At 28.4% G+C, this 20058-nt stretch carries 16 protein-coding genes and 1 other annotated feature; all 16 genes read left to right on the forward strand.

What is annotated here, in order from left to right; all coding sequences use genetic code 11:
* Positions 1-151: 151 nt before the first annotated feature.
* The 16 genes from IC218_RS14755 to leuC all read left to right on the forward strand — a co-directional run bounded on the left by IC218_RS14755 (position 152) and on the right by leuC (position 20055).
* On the forward strand, positions 152-1657 hold the full coding sequence (locus IC218_RS14755; RefSeq protein WP_227436738.1) for a DUF1846 domain-containing protein: 1506 nt from the start codon (positions 152-154) through the stop codon (positions 1655-1657).
* Positions 1658-2051: 394 nt separating this feature from the next.
* On the forward strand, positions 2052-3149 hold the full coding sequence (gene dinB, locus IC218_RS14760) for a DNA polymerase IV (protein ID WP_227824769.1): 1098 nt from the start codon (positions 2052-2054) through the stop codon (positions 3147-3149).
* 271 nt (positions 3150-3420) lie between these two features.
* Positions 3421-4557 carry an ABC transporter ATP-binding protein gene (locus IC218_RS14765; RefSeq protein ID WP_227436734.1) on the forward strand — a complete coding sequence of 379 codons (1137 nt, stop codon included), beginning with the start codon at positions 3421-3423 and terminating at the stop codon, positions 4555-4557.
* Complete coding sequence (locus tag IC218_RS14770; protein ID WP_227436732.1) at positions 4550-6097, forward strand: glycine betaine ABC transporter substrate-binding protein; 1548 nt, start codon at positions 4550-4552, stop codon at positions 6095-6097. Before IC218_RS14765 ends, IC218_RS14770 begins: the two co-directional genes overlap by 8 nt.
* Positions 6098-6350: 253 nt before the next feature.
* Positions 6351-7217 (forward strand): cation diffusion facilitator family transporter, encoded by an 867-nt coding sequence (locus IC218_RS14775; protein WP_227436730.1) that lies wholly within the window; start codon positions 6351-6353, stop codon positions 7215-7217.
* A 139-nt stretch (positions 7218-7356) separates the two neighbouring features.
* On the forward strand, positions 7357-8499 hold the full coding sequence (locus tag IC218_RS14780; protein WP_227436728.1) for an aldo/keto reductase: 1143 nt from the start codon (positions 7357-7359) through the stop codon (positions 8497-8499).
* Positions 8500-8895: 396 nt separating this feature from the next.
* On the forward strand, positions 8896-10119 hold the full coding sequence (locus IC218_RS14785) for a DUF6080 domain-containing protein (protein ID WP_227436727.1): 1224 nt from the start codon (positions 8896-8898) through the stop codon (positions 10117-10119).
* A gap of 28 nt (positions 10120-10147) precedes the next feature.
* Positions 10148-11035, forward strand: coding sequence for a decaprenyl-phosphate phosphoribosyltransferase (locus tag IC218_RS14790; RefSeq protein WP_227824770.1), 888 nt, complete (start codon positions 10148-10150; stop codon positions 11033-11035).
* Positions 11036-11056: 21 nt separating this feature from the next.
* Positions 11057-11686, forward strand: a complete 630-nt coding sequence (locus IC218_RS14795; protein WP_227436722.1) for an HAD family hydrolase — start codon at positions 11057-11059, stop codon at positions 11684-11686.
* Between the two features lie 31 nt (positions 11687-11717).
* Positions 11718-12155, forward strand: a complete 438-nt coding sequence (locus IC218_RS14800) for a COG2426 family protein (protein WP_227436720.1) — start codon at positions 11718-11720, stop codon at positions 12153-12155.
* A gap of 242 nt (positions 12156-12397) precedes the next feature.
* Entirely contained in the window at positions 12398-13765 is a 1368-nt protein-coding gene (locus tag IC218_RS14805; protein ID WP_227436718.1) for an MATE family efflux transporter, read from the forward strand.
* A gap of 212 nt (positions 13766-13977) precedes the next feature.
* On the forward strand, positions 13978-15243 hold the full coding sequence (locus IC218_RS14810) for a 30S ribosomal protein S1 (RefSeq protein ID WP_227436716.1): 1266 nt from the start codon (positions 13978-13980) through the stop codon (positions 15241-15243).
* A gap of 118 nt (positions 15244-15361) precedes the next feature.
* Positions 15362-16081, forward strand: a complete 720-nt coding sequence (locus IC218_RS14815) for a phosphatase (RefSeq protein WP_227436715.1) — start codon at positions 15362-15364, stop codon at positions 16079-16081.
* A gap of 20 nt (positions 16082-16101) precedes the next feature.
* Positions 16102-16548 carry a hypothetical protein gene (locus tag IC218_RS14820; RefSeq protein WP_227436713.1) on the forward strand — a complete coding sequence of 149 codons (447 nt, stop codon included), beginning with the start codon at positions 16102-16104 and terminating at the stop codon, positions 16546-16548.
* Positions 16549-16704: 156 nt separating this feature from the next.
* Positions 16705-16949, forward strand: a binding site (T-box leader).
* A 129-nt stretch (positions 16950-17078) separates the two neighbouring features.
* Positions 17079-18821: a 2-isopropylmalate synthase gene (gene leuA / locus IC218_RS14825; protein ID WP_227436712.1), complete on the forward strand. Its 1743-nt coding sequence runs from the start codon at positions 17079-17081 to the stop codon at positions 18819-18821.
* Complete coding sequence (leuC, locus tag IC218_RS14830; RefSeq protein WP_227436709.1) at positions 18778-20055, forward strand: 3-isopropylmalate dehydratase large subunit; 1278 nt, start codon at positions 18778-18780, stop codon at positions 20053-20055. Before leuA ends, leuC begins: the two co-directional genes overlap by 44 nt.
* The last annotated feature ends 3 nt before the right edge of the window (positions 20056-20058 follow it).

Consider the following 20058-nt stretch of genomic DNA (forward strand, 5'->3'; position numbering starts at 1 on the left):
CCATAAAACTATCTTGAAAAAAATTAATCTTAAATGTATAATATTACTTTGAGTGAAAAAGTATTAACATTTTTTTATAAGATGTTTTACTAAAAAAATATATATAAATATACTGTTATCAAAAAGAAATTTAATTTAGTGAGGTGTTAAGATGAAAATAGGATTTGACCACAAAAAATATTTAGAAGAGCAGTCTAAATATATCTTAGAAAGAGTAAATAATTTTGACAAGCTTTATTTGGAGTTTGGAGGAAAATTAATGGGAGACCTTCATGCAAAAAGAGTACTTCCAGGGTTTGATGAAAATGCAAAGATAAAAGTATTACAACATATGAAAGAAAAAGTTGAAGTTGTAATTTGTGTGTATGCAGGAGATATAGAAAGAAATAAAATAAGAGGTGACTTTGGTATCACTTATGATATGGAAGTTTTAAGATTAATAGATGATTTAAGAGGTTATGAGCTAGATGTAAACAGTGTAGTAATCACTAGATTTGAGGGACAACCTGCAACGACTGTATTCATAAATAAGTTAGAGCGTAGAGGAATCAAAGTTTATAAACATTATCCAACAAAGGGATATCCTTCAGATGTTGAAACTATAGTTAGTGATGAAGGATATGGAGCAAATGATTATATAGAAACTACAAAGCCAATTGTAGTAGTAACAGCACCAGGACCTAATAGTGGAAAACTTGGTACTTGTTTAAGTCAGTTATACCATGAAAATAAAAGAGGAAATGTAGTTGGATATTCTAAATTTGAAACATTCCCAGTTTGGAATATACCTGTGAAACATCCTTTAAACATAGCTTATGAGGCAGCTACAGTAGATTTAAAAGACGTAAATATGATAGATTCATTCCATCTTGAAACGTATGGTGAAATGTCAGTAAACTATAATAGAGATTTAGAGTTATTCCCAGTGCTAAAAAAAATAATAGAAAAAATAACTGGAAAAGAATCAATTTTCCAATCTCCAACTGACATGGGTGTTAATAGAGTTGGTTTTGGAATAATAGATGATGAAGTAATAAGAAAAGCTTCTATAGAAGAAATTATAAGAAGATACTTTAAAACTGCTTGTGAGTATAAAAAGGGACAAGTTGATAAAGGTGCTTATGATAGAATGAAAATGATTATGGAAGAGCTTAATTTAAAGCCAGAAGATAGAAACGTTGTTTTACCTGCTAGAAATTACAGTAATAAGTTAAAAGAAAATGCTGATAAAAATGATACTTGTCCTGTAGTGGCACTAGAATTAGAAGATGGGACAATATTAACTGGTAAAGGTTCTGACTTAATGAATGGAACAGCAGCAGCAGTACTGAATGCAATTAAGCATTTAGCTAATATATCTGATGATATGCACTTAATATCACCTGTAATATTAGAGCCTATTATAAATTTAAAAACAAAAACTTTAGCAAGTAGAAATGTTTCACTTAGTTGTCAAGAGGTTTTAACTGCTCTTAGTATTTGTGCTGTAACTAATCCAACTGCACAATTTGCTATGGAAAAGTTAGCTTTATTAAAAGGGTGTCAAGCACATTCTACTACTATATTAAATAGAGATGATGAACAAACATTTAGAAAGCTTGGTATAGATGTAACTTGTGACCCAGAGTATCCTTCACAAAATCTTTACTATAGCTAAAAATATAATTATACAAAAAAATATGGGCTGTTTTAAAGTAATAGTTTGAGCAGTCCATTACAATTATAATAAAATCAGTAGACTGTCTTGTATAAGGCAGTCTTTTATTTTTAAAACATCCCATTTAAATTAATATATATACTGTTATCCATAAGGAATTTTAATTTAGTTCCTTGGAATACCTATTGTAAAGCTTTTACCTAGTTTTTGCAAGTGTTTTTTATGATTTTTTATAAATTGTATTGAATTAATTGATTATAAACTGTTTTAGTAAGAGAAAGTATTGACATATAAATAAAATAGATGAAAAAATAGCATAAAGAAACATAAGTTTGGTATAATTAAAACAGTGATGTAAATAAATTTAATCTAGTTATACTTTAAGGTGATAAGAATGGAATTTTATAGAAAAATAATTCATATAGATATGGATGCTTTTTATGCGTCTATAGAACAAAGAGACAATAAAAAATTAAAAGGTAGACCTGTGGTTGTTGGTGGAAATCCACAAAGCAGAGGAGTAGTTGCAACGTGTTCTTATGAGGCTAGAAAATTTGGCATACATTCAGCTATGCCATCCACTGTAGCTTACAATAGATGTCCATATGCAGTTTTTGTAAGACCTAGATTTGAGGTATATAAAAGTGTATCAAATCAAATAAGAAATATATTTTATAGATACACAGATTTAGTAGAGCCACTATCTTTAGATGAAGCATATTTAGATGTAACAAAAAATAAAAAGAATATTGATTCATCAATTGAAATAGCAAAGCAAATTAAAAGAGATATATTTAGAGAAGTTGGACTTACCTCTTCAGCAGGTGTCTCATATAATAAGTTTCTTGCTAAGATAGCATCAGACTTAAAAAAGCCTAATGGTTTGACTGTAATAAATGAAGAAAATGCTCAGGATTTTTTAGATAAATTGCCTGTAAATAAATTTTTTGGTGTTGGAAAAGTCACTTCAAATACTCTTAAAAATTTAGGGATAAAAACAGGATATGATTTAAGGTGTTTAGATTTATTTGAACTTGAGAACATATTTAAGAAAAAAGGATATGACTTATATAAATTTGCAAGGGGTATAGATGATAGACCAGTAGAGCCAAATAGAGTTAGAAAATCTGTTGGAGCAGAGACTACACTAAGTCATAACTTGGATATTGACGAAGAGGAAACACGTAATATCCTTGATGAACTTTGTGAGGAAGTGTGCCATAGATTAAAAAACTCTGAGAAATTTGGAAAGACGTTGACATTAAAAGTTAAGTATGAGGATTTTACACAGATAACTAGAAGTCTTAGTTTAGAACATTATATTGATGAATATAATGATATAAGAAATGGTGTTGACAATTTATTGAGAAATGTTGAAATGAATGGAAAACAAATTAGACTATTAGGAGTTACAATATCAAACTTAAGCGACAAAAAAGAAACTTACAAAGACATTACTTTATTTGAGTATATGGATAGTATTCAGCGATGACTATTTGTTTAAATGAATGAATTAACACTAGCCTTAATTATATATAATTAAGGCTAGTGTTGTATTGTTTTATTAAGATTTTTTTATTTTTTTTTATATCTTTTAAATTTGAGTATTGTATACAAATACTTGATATTTATAGTAATGTTTACTAATATGTATTAACCCAAAAGTCGTACTTTGTTTACATAAAGGGGATATTGTGATATAATTATAAAAACAACTTATTGCGTTGGCAAGGGTTGCTTGTCGAAAGAGGGGATGATAAATTATGATAGAGATAAGAAACGTAACCAAGAAAATGGGAAATAATGTAATATTAGATGATATTTCTCTAGCTGTCGAAACAGGCACATTGGTAGTTTTAATTGGCTCAAGTGGTTGTGGGAAAACTACTACTTTGAAGCTTATAAACAAATTAATAAAACCTACATCTGGTGAAATATATATTAATGGTAAACCAATTTCTCAAGAAAATGAAATAGAACTTAGAAGGAAAATAGGATATGTTATACAGAACACAGGTCTATTTCCTCATCTTACAATAAAAGAGAATATAGAGTTAATTCCACGTTTAAAAAAGGAAAAGTCAGTTGAAGAAATTGAGGCAAGAACTTTACAATTACTTGAAATGGTAGGTCTTGATAGTGATGATTTTTTAAATAAGTATCCTTCAGAGCTTAGTGGGGGTCAACAGCAAAGAATTGGTGTTGCAAGAGCCATTGCAACTGATGCTGAAATAATATTAATGGATGAGCCTTTTAGTGCTTTAGACCCAATAACAAGAACATCTTTACAAGAACAATTATTTTCTCTTCAAGATGAACTGAAAAAAACTATAATATTTGTAACTCATGATATGGATGAAGCTTTAAAGATAGCTGATAAGATTTGTATTATGAAAGATGGAAGAATAGCGCAGTATGATACTCCAGAGAACATACTTAGAAATCCAGCAAATGATTTTGTAAAAGACTTTATTGGAGAAGATAGAGTCTGGGATAATCCAGAATATATAAAAGCAAAAGATATTATGATAAAAAATCCTATTGCTGTTAATTCAACAAGAACTGTAACTCAAGGTATAGAAATTATGAGAACGAGTAAGGTTGATAGCTTACTAATCATAGATAGAGCTAGAACACTAAAAGGTATTGTCACTGTAAAAGATATGAAAGACCGTCATGATAAATCGACATTGCTTGGTGATATTATGTCAAGAGAGCCTTTGCATGTAAATGAAGGTGATAATTTAGTAGAAATACTAAATATAATGAACTGTAATTCAGTTGGATATATTCCAGTTGTTTCAAGTGAAAATAAATTAGTAGGACTGATTACTAGAAGTAGTTTACTTTCTGTTTTAAGTGAGCAATTCCTAGAGATGGAGGTGAGTGTCCTTGGATAATTTTTTTAATTTTATACTATTGCAAAAAGATAAGATTATAGAGCTTTTGATACAACATATGAGCTTAACTGTTACATCTATTTTGATAGCTATACTAGTGGGTGTTCCTCTAGGAATAATTATTTCAAGAATACCATCTCTTAGAAAAATTGTGCTTGGATTTGTAAACTTAGTTCAAGCAGTTCCATCAATGGCACTTTTGGGTCTTCTTGTACCAGTACTTGGTATAGGAAGCAAACCAGCAATATTTATGGTAGTAGTATATTCATTATTACCAATTGTAAAGAACACGTATATAGGTATAACAAGTATTGACCCAGTAGTATTAGAATCGGCTAAAGGTATTGGTCTTACAAGAAACCAAACTTTATTTAAAATACAGTTTCCTTTAGCTTTGCCTATAATAATGGGTGGGGTTAGAATTTCTGCTGTTACAGCGGTTGGTCTTATGACTCTTGCAGCATTTATAGGTGCTGGTGGTCTGGGATATTTAGTATTTTCAGGTGTACAAACTGTAAATAACAATATGATTTTAGCAGGAGCAATTCCATCATGTATAATTGCATTGCTAGTTGATTATTTATTTAGTAAGATTGAAGTTGCAGTTACTCCAAAAGGCTTAAATCCAAAGGCTCCAAAGAAAAATTATATAGGGCTTAAAGTAGTATCTGCTATAATAATTATTGCAATGTTATTTGTTACTTTTGGTTCAAGTTTTTCAAGCAAAAAAGAGACAATAACTATAGGTTCGAAAGATTATACAGAACAACTTATTCTTGGTAATGTTTATGCTGAATTGATAGAGAAAAATACAGACCTTAATGTTAAAAAGAATTTAAATCTAGGTGGTTCATCTGTTGCATTTAATGCTATTAAATCTGGTGAACTTGATATGTATGTAGATTATACAGGTACACTTTTAGTAAATGTAATGAAGCATGCTCCAATTAAAGATGCTGATGAAGCATATAAAGTTGTTAAAGATACTATGGAAAAAGAGAATCAATTAACTTTACTTGACCCTATTGGATTTAACAATACTTATACATTAGCCATGATGCCTAAAACTGCTGAGAAATATGGAATAAACACTATTTCTGATTTAACTAAATATAGTAGTGACTTTACTTTCTCACCAACTTTAGAGTTTGAAAATAGAGAAGATGGTTTTGTAGGTATTTCTAGAGATTATGGTCTAAAATTCAAAGATGTAAAAGCTATGAATGGAAGTTTAAGATATACAGCTTTAGATAATAATGAATCTCAAGTTGTAGATGCGTTTTTAACTGATGGTCTTATTAAGAAGTTTAATCTTAAGATATTAGAAGATGACAAAAACTTCTTTGTTCCATATTATGCGGCTCCATTAGTGAGACAAGATACTCTTAAGAAATATCCTGAGTTAGAAAAAGTGATGAATATGCTTTCAGGAAAAATAAATGAAGAAACTATGAGAGAACTTAACTATCAAGTTGATGAGCTTGGAAAATCACCAGAAGAGGTTGCTCATTCATTCTTAGTTAAAGAAGGTTTAGTATAGAAAATTAATAGTTTATATTATGAACTTAAGTTATAGATAGTATTTTAAATACTATTTATAACTTATTTTTTTGTATACAAAACCTATATTATGATTTTTAATTCATAATTAATTTTTAAATTGAATGAACAAGTACAACCAACTTTGAATATAAATATAGTAAGTGTGCATATATACAATTTGCTTTATCTAGTCAATTGATATTGATACATAGTCTTTTTTCGATTAAGTCGAAGGGAGGAGGTATACAGTTATGGATAATTATAAAAAAGTGAAGCAAGTGTTATGGATAATTTTATTTGCCAATTTTGCTGTAGCATTATTAAAAATAATTATTGGTAATAAAATTAAAAGTTATAGTATGACAGCAGATGGGTTTCATTCTCTGTCAGATGGAGCATCTAATATAGTAGGATTAATAGGTATTTTTTTTGCATCTAAACCAAAAGATAAAGATCATCCTTATGGGCATAAAAAATTTGAAATTATAACCAGTTTATTTATTAGTGGTATGCTATTTGTTATAGCAGTTAAGATAATTCTTAGTTCTATATCAAGACTGGCAAACCCAGTTACACCTTCTATAACTATAGAAAGTTTAATTGCTCTAGTCATTACTCTTTTTATAAATATTTTTGTCTGTATATATGAGTATAGAGTTGGAACTAAACTGAATAGTTATGTCTTAATTTCAGACTCATTGCATACAAGAAGTGATATATTTGTGTCTTTAGGAGTATTGGTTACTTTAGTTGGTGTTAAGTTAGGATTTCCAGTAATAATAGAATCTGTAGTTCCTATTATTATTTCTGGGTTTATAATTTATTCAGCTTATGGAATATTTAAACCGTCTATTGGAATTTTAGTTGATAGAGTAGCTGTAGATGAAGAGTATATAAGGGAAATTGTATTTGAATTTAATGAAGTGAGAGATGTTCATAATATTAGAAGTAGAGGTAGTAAGAGTGTTATTTATATTGATATGCATGTAATGGTAGACCCATTTATAAGTGTAGAGCAATCACATGACTTAACACATAAAATTGAGAAACAAATACAAGAAGAAATTAATGAAAATGCTCAGGTAATAGTGCATATTGAACCTTTTTATAGCTTTTAATTTGATTATAAAGACATAAGTATAAAAATTTATAATTCATAAAAAAAATATTATACCATAAATATTTTCAGAAAATATTTATGGTATAATATTTTTTATAGAGAAATTAAGTCTTAATATACCTAAGGAGGAATTTATTATGAGATACGTTGAATATGGAAAGACTGGGAAAATGGTTTCGGTAGTTGGATATGGAGGATTAAGATTTGATTTAGAAAAAAATGACCAAGAAAATGCAGATTTAATTAAATATGCATATGAAAAGGGCATTAATTATTTTGATACAGCACCGGGGTATTGTGATGACAGAAGCGAAGATATATTTGGACTAGCTTTTAGGCAAATGATAAAAGAAGGTAAAACAGACTTTTACGTATCTACAAAAGGAAAGCCAAAAGTATACGACACAGCAGAAAAAGCAATAGATGCTGTGAAAAAGTCAATAGAAAGATTGGGCGTATCTAAAATAAATTTCTATCATATATGGAATATTAGAAAGATGGAACATTATGAATTTGCAATGAGACCTGGAGGTCAGTATGAGGGTCTATTAAAATGTAAAGAAGAAGGATTGATAGACCACATAGTATTTTCATCTCATCAGCCAGGAGATGAGGTCATAAAGGTTCTTGATGAAAATAAGTTTGAAGGTGTTACTATGGGAATTAATATACTAAACTTTCCATATAGATTAAAAGGTGCTAAACATGCTATTGAAAATGGATATGGTGTTGTAGCTATGAATCCATTAAGTGGTGGAACTATTCCAAAGTACAATGAAGAGCTTTCTTTTCTAGCAAGAGAAGGTGAAAGTACTATAGAATCAGCCTTAAGATTTAACATAGGAATTCCACAAATAAATATATCGTTAATAGGAGTTAATAAAAAGCAGGATATAGATGATGCTTGTAAAATTGCAGATGAGCATAAAATATATTCAGATGAAGATATACATGATATTGAAACTAGATTAAGTAAAAATATGAATGAAATATGTACAGGTTGTGGATATTGTAAAGTATGTCCAAAAGATATAAACACTCCAGCATATATGCTTTTTTATAATGAAAAACAGATGTTTAAAAAGAGTGATGAAGAAATGACAAAATCGGTCTATGGGCTAGCACATTGGAATTATACAATGAATAGTAAAGCAAAAGCTAAAGAATGTATAGCTTGCGGAAAATGTGAAATTGAGTGTACTCAACATTTACCGATAATTGACAGATTAAGAGAAATTAAGCAATGGGAAGAACATGGAGTTAATAATGTCACAGTATAGTCAGTTTATATTGTACTTAAAATTTGTATAGTATTTAATAAGGTTTAATATATAAGGAGACAAATTATGATTTTGTCTCCTTATATATTATGCTTTAATTTATTATGGGTAAATTTTATCTATACTAACTGACAGTATCTATTTTCACATTGAATTATTCCAATATTTTACAATAAAATTACTTGCAAACTCTAATTTTATAAGCTTTCAATATATATTACACAAATAATTTTTATTTAATTATAGCTTTTAATAAAGTAAATATTGTGGTTGTAAATAAGGAATTATTCAATTACAATAAAACAAGTAAGGATATTATAAAAGTGATTATTATAATTAAAAGAATAAATTGTAGGTAGTAACAAATCCTATATAATGAATGGAGGGTGATATATATTGAAAAATAATATATTTAAATATAAAAATGAGATGTTTTTATTTATATTAGTCATAATAACTTATTTAATAATAACAATAGCATTCTTTTCTAAAACTACAATATTTTATGATTTGAACAACACTTATGATGTGTTATTAGATACAGATACAGGTGTACTATTCAATTTAAATGTATTTGCTATAAATCAAGACAATAGCAAGCACGTATTATTTTCAGCTATTATATCAATTTTTGCATATCCAATATATTTACTATGTACTTCGATAGCAAATCCAGGGACAACTGATTTTAATACTGCTTATGGATTTGGATTGATTTGTCTACAAATAGTAACTAGTGCTATATCTATAACTTTAGTTTTTAATCATATTAAAAAAATAAAAATGCAGAGGTTAACCTTAATTTTACTTACTATGATAATGATATTTTCTTTTCCGCAACTATTTATGACCTTAAATGTAGAAAGATTTATATATAGTCAGTTTACATTAATATTTTTTATATTTATTGCAAATAAAATGAACGGAAAAAACTCTTATTTAGTAGAATTAGCAGCTATACCATTATTTGGAATAACTATTAGTAATATATATTTGTATTTGCTCAACATAATATTTGAATTTAAATTAAAAATAGGAAAAATATTAAAGCATTTAATTACATTTATTTTAATGGCATATATTTGTGTAGTTTCAACAAAATCTTATGAAAGTTTTATGAATCTTGGAAATGTAATACAATATGATACAAAGTTTATAAGTGGAGAGCCTATTTTAGAAAAAGTTGCAATGATTATAGAAAGATTATTGTATTCAGTTTTTTATTTTCCTGGAGCAGAGATTAAAAAAGGACTATTTTTACAAAATGGAGAAGTTGCAACGATACCAGTTATCCTTACTTTATTAGCATTTTGTTTTTGTGTTTTAGCTGTTATTGAGAACTCAGAAAAAAGAGTTCCTAAATTGTGTATGGGAATAATTTTATTTAATTTAGTTTTACATGGTATAATAGGGTACAATCTGACTAATTCAAGTATAATGACTATAAATTTTAGTTTTGCTGTTATAGTTTTGTTAGCTTACTTTACTAAAGCACTTAGAAAAAATGAAAAAAGTATGTACAATATATTTTTATCATTGTTGCTAGTCACTATAATAATTAGTAATATAAATGGATTTATAGAAATTTTAAATATTGGGATAAAATCATATCCTGTTTAAAAAATAATGTTGAAAGGGTAGTAAGTTTATGAAACAGACAAATACAATAATTAATCTTCTTACTAAAATTTCAGATTATATAAGATTAATGAGAATAAAGCAGTATATAAAGAATTTATTTATATTTGCTGCTATAATATTTTCAAACAATATACTAAATATAAGTCTATTGTTAAATACATTTATAGCTTTTGTGTGTTTTTGTTTGATATCATCATCAGCATATGCATTAAATGATGCTATAGATATGGATAAAGATAAAAGACATCCTAAAAAACGTAATAGACCAGTAGCAAGTGGAAGAATAAGTAAAAGAAGTGCGAATATATTATTTGTTGTTTTAGCTTTAATTTCAATTTGCTTGTCAACGGTTATTAATTTTAAATTAACTATAATTCTCATTTTATATTTGATAAATAATATATTATATTCTCTTAAGTTAAAGAATATAATTCTATTAGATGTGTTTTCTATATCTCTTGGTTTTATACTTAGAGTTTATGCAGGATGTGTAGCTATAGATGTTAGATTATCAAACTGGATAATATTATGTACATTTTTTTTATCTCTGTATTTAGCTCTTGGAAAGCGCAAAAAAGAAATCATAATTTTAAAAGATAATGCAGTTGAGCATAGAAAAATACTAGAAGATTATGATATAGAAAATTTAAATCAAATGATGATAGTTATACTAAGTTCTACAATTGTATGCTATGCATTATATTCTACAAGTAATCCAGAAAAACCAGATATGATATTTACAACAATATTTGTAGTTTATGGTGTACTTAGATATAATTATATAATTAACAAAACAAATGAAGGAAATCCTACTGACATTATACTAAAAGATAATGCTTTAAAAATAAACGTAATCTTATGGGTAATTACATGTTTAATAATATTAATTTTTTAGTGATAGGATGGGAAAATACTTATGAAAAAAAGTGTATTATTGCTCGATATAGATTATACTGTTATAAATACTGATAGTATGGTAGACTTTTTTATTTATTCTTTAAAAAATAAAACACTTAAGACTATTATAAAATTGCCATACATAATTTTTACTCTAATGATGTATTTGGTTAAAATAGTACCTTTGAAAAAAGCAAAAGAGGCAATCTTTTATCCAATAGTAGATTTTAGCGAAGACGAGTTAAAAGATTTTTTTGATAGTTGTATAATGAAAAAAATTAATGAGTCTATAAAAAAAGTAATTTATAAAAACAAAGAAGAGCATAATGTTGTAATTATGATAACTGCATCTCCATATGCATATATGAAGTACTTTAAGTATTATGATTTCGCAGATGAGGTTATAGGCACTGAGCTATTTTGTGAAAATTCAAGATACAAAAACCAATTCATTGGCGAAAACTGCAAGGGAATTGAAAAAATACAGAGAATAAATACTGTATTAGATAAACTTGGAATTGAGATTGATTATGAAAATTCATATGCATATTCAGACTCTAAAAGTGATTTACCTATGCTTTCCTTAGCTAAAAATGCATTTTTGGTTAATAAGAAAAATGGTGAGGTTATAGAACAAATAAATTCATAGCTTTATATCACTTAGAATAGGAGGGGATAGTTTGGGATATTTGCACATATTAATTTTGTCTATGGTTCCTGTAACAGAGTTAAGAGGAGCCATTCCTATAGGTATTGCAATGGGCTTAAATCCTATATGGGTTTATGTATTTAGTGTGATTGGTTCTACATTAGTATCAATTCCTTTGATATTGACATTTAGACATATATTGCAATTTTTGAAAGGTAAAAAGTTATTTAAGGGACTTGCTAACACAATTGATAAAAAAATAAATTCAAGAATGAAGAAATTAAAAAGCGTTTCAATAATAGGTATAATACTATTTGTAGGCATACCACTTCCAACAACAGGAACATGGACTGCGTCTGCGATAGCCTCAATACTAAAAATGAGAATAAAAGATGCTTTTATAGGAGTATTTTTAGGAAATTTATTGTCTGGAGTCATAGTGTCAGCCCTTTCTCTACATATAATATAAAACTATCCAAATATACTATTGGATAGTTTTTTTATGAAAATATGTGAAAAATATTTTTTATTTAGACAAAATATTTAAATTCATTTGGTCTTAAAATGTTTACTATCATAAAAGAAATATAGTATAGTAGTATTTATGAGGAAATTAATTTAAACTTGCCTATCAATAAAATAAAGTTTTTATATAAAATGTATTTTTAATAGTAATAGATTTAAACATTAAATTATTAAGGAGGTTTTAAGATGGAAAATTCAAATACTGATTTAGGTCGTGAGAATGTAGGCAAATTGCTTTTTAAATTGGCTACACCAGCTATTATTGCACAAATTGTGAATGTTTTGTACAACATAGTAGATAGAATCTTTATTGGTAGAATGGAAAGTGGCGAAGTTGCTATGGCAGGTGTTGGAGTAGCATTTCCTATAATAATTATAATAACTTCATGTAGTTATTTAATTGGTATGGGGGGAGGACCTTTAGCTGCTATAAAAATGGGGGAACAAGATAATGATGGGGCAGAGAAAATAATGAGTAATAGTTTTTCTGTATTAGTTATTTTGGCGATACTATTGACTATAGGTTTTCAGATTGGAAAAGAACCCTTACTTTGGCTATTTGGAGCAAGCGAATCTACAATTGGATATTCAATGGATTATTTGAATATTTATTTAATAGGGACAGTATTTGTTCAAATTTCACTAGGTATGAATACCTTTATAAATACTCAAGGATTTGCGACAACTGGTATGATTACGGTTGCTATAGGAGCTTTGATAAACATAATACTAGACCCAATTTTTATATTTGGATTTGGTATGGGGGTAAAAGGAGCTGCATTAGCCACTATAATTGCACAAGGAGTTTCTGCTATTTGGGTATTGGTATTTCTATTTGGAAAGAAAAGTATACTTAAGATAAAAAAGAAATACATGATGCCTAAAGCAAGTATTATTTTGCCAGTATTAGGTCTGGGAATTTCTCCATTTATAATGCAATCTACAGAAAGTTTAGTGCTTATAGCCCTAAATAGCAAATTACAGATGTATGGAGGAGATTTAGCAGTAGGTTCAATGGCAATAATGAGTAGTATAATGCAAATTCTTATGCTTCCTAACATGGGATTTACACAAGGGGCACAACCAATAATAAGTTACAATTATGGTTCAGGACAGATTGACAGAGTAAAAAAGACTTTTAAGTTATGTTTATTGTCATGTTTTACATACTCTGCAATTTTGTGGATTTTACTTATGATATTCCCTACGTTCTTTGTAAGTATATTTAACAAAAACCCACAATTACTTAGTATGACTAGTTGGAGTATAAAAATATATTTTGCTGGCTCTTTTATGTTTGGAATACAATTAGCTTGCCAGCAGACATTTTTAGCGCTTGGAAAAGCAAAAATATCTTTAATTTTAGCTCTTCTTAGAAAAGTTGTACTTTTGATACCTTTAATATTTATACTTCCAATGTTTTTTGATGAAAAACTTTTTGCTGTACTTTTAGCAGAGCCAATTGCAGATATAACAGCAGCCACTATTACAGCAATTTGTTTCTTTGTGTTTTATAAATGTTCTCTATCAAAACCTAAAGTAATAGAGGAGTAAAATATAAATAGTAGAAAGTTTTTAGGAGCATATATTATTAGTTAAAAATTAAAATTTGTATTTTAATTTAAGAAGATATTTTTTATAATTTACAAAGATACAAACTAGAATTAAAATTTAAAATTATAGTAAGAAAAATGTAAGTATTTGCAATATTAATGGTATAATATTTACAGATATGATAATCAATAAGAGGAAAGGATGTTTATATAATGGAAAATGATTTAACAATGCAAGAGCTACTTGAGCAACAAGAGCAAGTGTTCAGCAAAGTGAAAGTTGGGGAATTGATAACTGGAAAAATAACTGCAGTGAGAAATGATGAAGTACAACTAGAATTAGGTTATGGGTTTGATGGAATAATACCTATAAGTGAATTAAACATAGAAAAAAATCAATCTATAGAAGAGTTATATCATATAAATGATGAAATAACTGCTATAATAACAAAAGTATCTCAAAAAGATGGAACAATAACTTTATCTAAGTTACAATTAGATAGAAAAAATGATTTTGCTGATTTACACAAAGCTTATGATGAACATAGAATAATAACTGTAAACGTTGAAAAAAATATAGAAAAAGGTGTATTTGCTAATTACAATACATATACATTTTTTATACCAATTTCTCAGCTTGACACAAAGTTTATTACAGATACGTCTAAATTTGTTGGTCGTAACTTAGAAGTATATATAAAAGAAATGGATGCTAGAAAAAATAGATTTGTAGCATCTCATAGAGACGTATTACAAGAACGTATAAATAAAGAGAGAGAAGAAAGAAGAGTTCAAATTAAGGCAGAAAAGGAAGCCGAAAGAGCTAGAATAAAACATGAAAGAGAAGAAGAAAAAGCTCGTATTAAATTAGCTAAAGAAGAATTGTTTAATTCCCTTGAAGTTGGTCAGAAAAGAGATGGTAAAGTAACAAAGATAATGTCTTATGGTGCATTCATAGATATTGGTGGAATTGAAGGATTAGCACATATAAATAACCTATCTTGGACAAGAGTTGAAAGTGTGGAAGATGTTGTCTCTGAAGGTCAAGAAGTGGAAGTTTATGTATTAGATGTAAATCAAGAAACTAAAAAAATTGCACTAGCATTAAAAGATATAAACAATGACCCATGGGATTTAATAGCAAAAGAATTACAAGTTGATGATGTTGTTAATGCTAAAGTTCTTAGAATTATAGAAAAGGGAGCTTTTGTCCAAATCGAAGAAGGTGTAGATGCTTATTTACCAATTTCTGAATTGAGTGATACTAGAGTAGCTAAAGTTACTAATGTTGTTAATATTGGAGACGAAATTAAAGTTAAAATTCTTGATTTTAAACCAAAAACTAAGAGAATGTTAGTTTCGATAAAAGAAGCAACTAGAGAGCCAGAAGAGGATATAACAGAGTTTTTAGAAGTAGAAGAATCTCTAGGAAGTATTGGAGAATTATTTAAAGATAAATTTAAAGACTTAGAAATATAAAATAATCAAAAAGGGGGGCTGTTTTAAAACATTACTCTGTCTATTTTGACAGCTTTAGTTTTAAAATAGCCCTTCAACTATCTATAAAAATTTATATACAGTATTAGGAGGAAAATTAATGAAAAAAGCTATTATAGATGTACATTGTCATACTTTAATAAGTGGACATGCACATAGTACTTTTAAAGAAAATGTTGAAGAAGCAATTCAAAAAAATATAAAATATTTAGGCATATCAGACCATGGTCCTAATATGCCAGGAGGACCACATCCATTTTACTTCTATAATTTACATCTACTTCCACGCCAAATACAAGATTTAAAAATTCTTAGAGGTATAGAAGGAAATATCATGGATTATGATGGAAACTTAGATGTTCCAGAAGACATGCTACAACATTTAGATTATATAATTGCAAGTTTGCATAGACCTTGTATAGTTTCAGGTACAAAAGAAGAAAATACAAATGCTATTTTAAAAGTGATGGATAAACCTAGAGTAAAGATAATTGGGCATCCAGATGATAGTAGATATCCTTTAGATTATGAGTCTATAGTAAAAAAAGCAAAGGATAAAAATATTCTTTTAGAAATAAATAACTCTTCATTAAGTTCAAATTCTCATAGAACTGGAACTTGGGAAAATGCAAGTGAAATGTTACTATTATGTAAACAATATGGTGTAAGAGTTATTCTTGGTACAGATTCGCATATATGTTACTCTATAGGTGAATTTGAAAGTGCAGAGAAAGTTTTAAAATCAGTGGATTTTCCAGAAGAACTAGTAATAAATTATCATGAAGATGAAATTGTAGAGTTTTTTAATATAAATTTTTAGAATTTTAGGAGTGAGAAAATTTGAGTAAAAATAAGTTTATCTACATGAATTATTATGACAATGGTTATTTCAAAAAGGGAATGGTTATAAATATGGTTTTAGCTCTTATAATTTTGGCCACAATTTTTATATACTCAACAACATTTTTATATCTTTTATGTATAATAACAGCGGTTTTTCTTTTTAAGCAAGGTCGTGATTTTTCAAATAGATATAAGGGAAAAGTATATCTTACTCTTGATAATCATTCAATATCAATAAATAATCAATGTATTTTCAGTATAAAAGCTAGAAAAAATCAAAAATTTAACTATAAAGTAATAGAAAAAACAGAAGTAACAAAAAATATATTAAATATATGTGCTGATAATTTTAATTACAAAATTAGATTAAATGCATTGAGTTTGGAAGATGAAAAAAAATTATTGAGTACAATAGATGAAAAGATAAAAAAATTTAAGGGGTAATATCATACTATTTTCAATAGTTAGCATGATTTAGAATATTATCTGACAAAAATAAATAATAAAAAAATACAGATAATTATTTTTTTATGTTGACAATACATTTTAATGTGTATATAATAACTATTAAATCAAAATATTTAGAAAATTTAAATGATTTTAAAAGCGATGAATAGAAGTAGTAAGAATCATGAAACTTCCAGAGAGCTAAAGTATGGTGTGATTTAGCAGTTGATAATTCTGAACTTGTCTAGGAGCTGTTTCCTGAGTTGTGTAACTTAGGATAACCGTATTTCCACGTTATAGGAAAAATAGCTATTATAATAATTAGTAGTAGCTATTACTAAGGGAGCTTTTTAAAAAGCTAAATAGAGTGGTACCGCGAGCAAAACCTCGTCTCTAGTTTTACTAGAGATGGGGTTATTTTTATTCTAATGATAAATCTAACATTTGTACTTATGAATTGAAAAGGGGTAGAATTGCGTCGATATAAGGTATACTGAATACAAAAAACAGAAAAGGGGGAAAATAACATGAAATATGGAAAATATAAAAAATATAATAGAATGAAAATGGTAAATCGTAAATGGCCAGATAACGAAATAACAAAAGCTCCAGTTTGGTGTAGTGTCGATTTAAGAGATGGAAATCAATCACTGCCAACACCTATGAATGTAGAAGAAAAAGTCAGAATGTTCCGAATGCTTTTGGATACAGGGTTTAAAGAAATAGAAGTAGGCTTTCCATCAGCATCAAATACAGAGTATACATTTTTAAGAAAGCTAATAGATGAAAATATGATTCCAGATGATGTAACTATACAAGTACTTACACAATCTAGAGCTCATCTTATAGAAAAAACATTTGAATCAGTAAAAGGATGTAAGAAAGCAATAATACATTTATATAATTCTACATCTGTTCTTCAAAGAGAAGTGGTTTTTAATATGAGTAAACAAGAAATCATAGATATAGCAGTTGAGGGAGCAAGATTATTCAATGAAGAAGCAAAGAAATATCCTGAAACAGAGTTTATTTTTGAATACTCACCTGAAAGTTTCACAGGTACAGAAATGGATTATGCACTTGAGATATGTGAGGCAGTTATAGATGTGTGGAAACCAACGCCACAAAAGAAAGTTATAATAAATCTTCCATCAACAGTAGAAATGGCAACACCAAATATATATGCAGACCAAATAGAATGGTTTTGTGAAAATATAAGCTGTAGAGATTCTATTATAATGAGTTTACACACTCATAATGATAGGGGAACTTGTACAGCAGCAAGTGAACTTGGATTATTAGCTGGAGCAGATAGACTTGAAGGTACATTATTTGGAAATGGTGAAAGAACTGGTAATATGGACATAGTAAATGTGGGTCTTAATCTTTATACACAAGGAATAAACCCAGAATTAGACTTTAGTAATATTGATAAAATGATAGAAATATATGAAGATTGTACAAAACTTACAGTACATGATAGACATCCATATGCAGGAAATCTTGTACATTGTGCCTTTTCAGGTTCTCACCAGGATGCTATTAGAAAAGGTATGATAGCAATTAGCAATAGAAATGATGGTTGTTGGGAAGTTCCATATTTACCAATAGACCCTCATGATATAGGAAGAGAATACAAAGAAATCATTAGAATAAACAGCCAATCTGGAAAAGGTGGAGCTGTTTATATAATGGAAACAGATTATGGTTTCATGATACCTAAAAATATGCATGCTGATTTTGGAAATGTGGTTAAAATGGAATCTGATAGAATAGGAGCGGAACTTAGCAGTGAGTCAATATTTAACTTATTCAAGAAGGAATATATTGATGTTGAGAGTCCATATAAAGTTAAGAAATATAAGATAAAATCAATGGATGAGATAAACTATGAAAGTGATGATTCTGATGATACTAATATGATTGAGATGACTGCAAGAGTAACTTATATGGGTAATGAACAAAGGATTGTTGGAATAGGAAATGGGCCAGTAGATTCATTTAATAATGCATTAAAACAATGTGGAATGAAAGATTATAAATTTAGATATTATTGGGAACATGCATTAGAGGAAGGTTCACATTCAAGAGGTGTGGCCTATGTGGGAATAGAACATAATGATAAAGTTTATTTTGGGGTAAGCATATCAGAAAATATAAATACAGCAGCTATTAATGCTCTTATGAATGCAATAAATAAAAGTTATATTGAGGAGGAAGCAGAAAATGGGGATGACTATGACGCAGAAAATCTTAGCGAAACATGCTAATTTAAATGAGGTTAAGAAAGGACAATTGATTGAAGCAAACTTAGATATAGTTTTAGGCAATGATATAACATCACCAGTAGCTATTAGAGAATTTGAAAAGTTAGGAATTGAGGATGTTTATGATAAATCTAAAGTGGCAATAGTTTTGGACCATTTTACACCTAATAAAGATATAAAGAGTGCAGAGCAGTGTAAGTTTACAAGAAGTTTTGCAAAATCCAAAGGAGTGGTCAATTTCTTTGATGTAGGGGATATGGGAATAGAACATGTTCTTCTTCCTGAAAAAGGTATAGTAACAGCAGGAGATGTAGTCATAGGTGCCGATTCTCATACTTGCACATATGGAGCATTAGGCGCTTTTTCCACTGGCGTAGGTTCAACTGATATGGGAGCTGGCATGGCTACAGGAAAATGTTGGTTTAAGGTACCTGGTGCAATAAAATTTGTCCTAAAGAATAAGCCAAATAAATGGATAACTGGAAAAGATGTGATACTTCATATAATAGGGAAGATAGGTGTTGATGGGGCACTTTACAAATCAATGGAATTTTGTGGAGATGGAGTAAGTAATCTATCTATGGATGATAGATTTACTATTTGTAATATGGCAATAGAAGCAGGGGCTAAAAATGGAATTTTTCCAGTAGATGATAAAACTATAGAATATATAAATTCACATAAATGTACAACAACAGAAAAAGTTGTAAATGTATACGAAGCAGATGAAGATGCAATTTATGATGAAGTATATGAAATTGACTTAGCTACATTAAAAGAAACAGTAGCTTTTCCACATCTTCCTGAAAATACTAAAACAGTAGATGAGATTGATAACGATATAAAGATAGACCAAGTTGTAATAGGCTCTTGTACAAATGGAAGAATATCAGACCTTGAAGTTGCAGCTGAAATCATGAAAGGTAAAAAAGTTGCAGATGGGGTTAGAGTGATGATATTTCCTGGAACTCAAAAAGTATATCTTGAAGCAATAGAAAAAGGATATATTACTATCTTTATAGAAGCAGGAGCAGCTGTTTCTACACCAACATGTGGACCATGTCTTGGAGGTCATATGGGTATACTTGCAGCAGGAGAAAGGTCAGTTTCAACAACAAATAGGAACTTTGTAGGAAGAATGGGTCATGTTGATTCAGAAGTCTATCTTGCCAGTCCAGCTGTAGCAGCAGCATCAGCTATAACTGGAAAAATATCAAAACCATCAGAAATAATTTAAGGG

This window comes from Clostridioides sp. ES-S-0005-03 (assembly GCF_020658455.1).
Taxonomy (GTDB): Bacteria; Bacillota; Clostridia; order Peptostreptococcales; family Peptostreptococcaceae; genus Clostridioides.

What these genes read in the sequence shown, in the direction of transcription:
- IC218_RS14805 (WP_227436718.1), top strand. Translation starts at nt 12,398, where the DNA reads ATGGAAAATTCAAATACTGATTTAGGTCGTGAGAATGTAGGCAAATTG.
- IC218_RS14790 (WP_227824770.1), top strand. Translation starts at nt 10,148, where the DNA reads ATGAAACAGACAAATACAATAATTAATCTTCTTACTAAAATTTCAGAT.
- IC218_RS14755 (WP_227436738.1), top strand. Translation starts at nt 152, where the DNA reads ATGAAAATAGGATTTGACCACAAAAAATATTTAGAAGAGCAGTCTAAA.
- IC218_RS14765 (WP_227436734.1), top strand. Translation starts at nt 3,421, where the DNA reads ATGATAGAGATAAGAAACGTAACCAAGAAAATGGGAAATAATGTAATA.
- IC218_RS14775 (WP_227436730.1), top strand. Translation starts at nt 6,351, where the DNA reads ATGGATAATTATAAAAAAGTGAAGCAAGTGTTATGGATAATTTTATTT.
- leuC (WP_227436709.1), top strand. Translation starts at nt 18,778, where the DNA reads ATGGGGATGACTATGACGCAGAAAATCTTAGCGAAACATGCTAATTTA.
- IC218_RS14810 (WP_227436716.1), top strand. Translation starts at nt 13,978, where the DNA reads ATGGAAAATGATTTAACAATGCAAGAGCTACTTGAGCAACAAGAGCAA.
- leuA (WP_227436712.1), top strand. Translation starts at nt 17,079, where the DNA reads ATGAAATATGGAAAATATAAAAAATATAATAGAATGAAAATGGTAAAT.
- IC218_RS14780 (WP_227436728.1), top strand. Translation starts at nt 7,357, where the DNA reads ATGAGATACGTTGAATATGGAAAGACTGGGAAAATGGTTTCGGTAGTT.
- dinB (WP_227824769.1), top strand. Translation starts at nt 2,052, where the DNA reads ATGGAATTTTATAGAAAAATAATTCATATAGATATGGATGCTTTTTAT.
- IC218_RS14795 (WP_227436722.1), top strand. Translation starts at nt 11,057, where the DNA reads ATGAAAAAAAGTGTATTATTGCTCGATATAGATTATACTGTTATAAAT.
- IC218_RS14815 (WP_227436715.1), top strand. Translation starts at nt 15,362, where the DNA reads ATGAAAAAAGCTATTATAGATGTACATTGTCATACTTTAATAAGTGGA.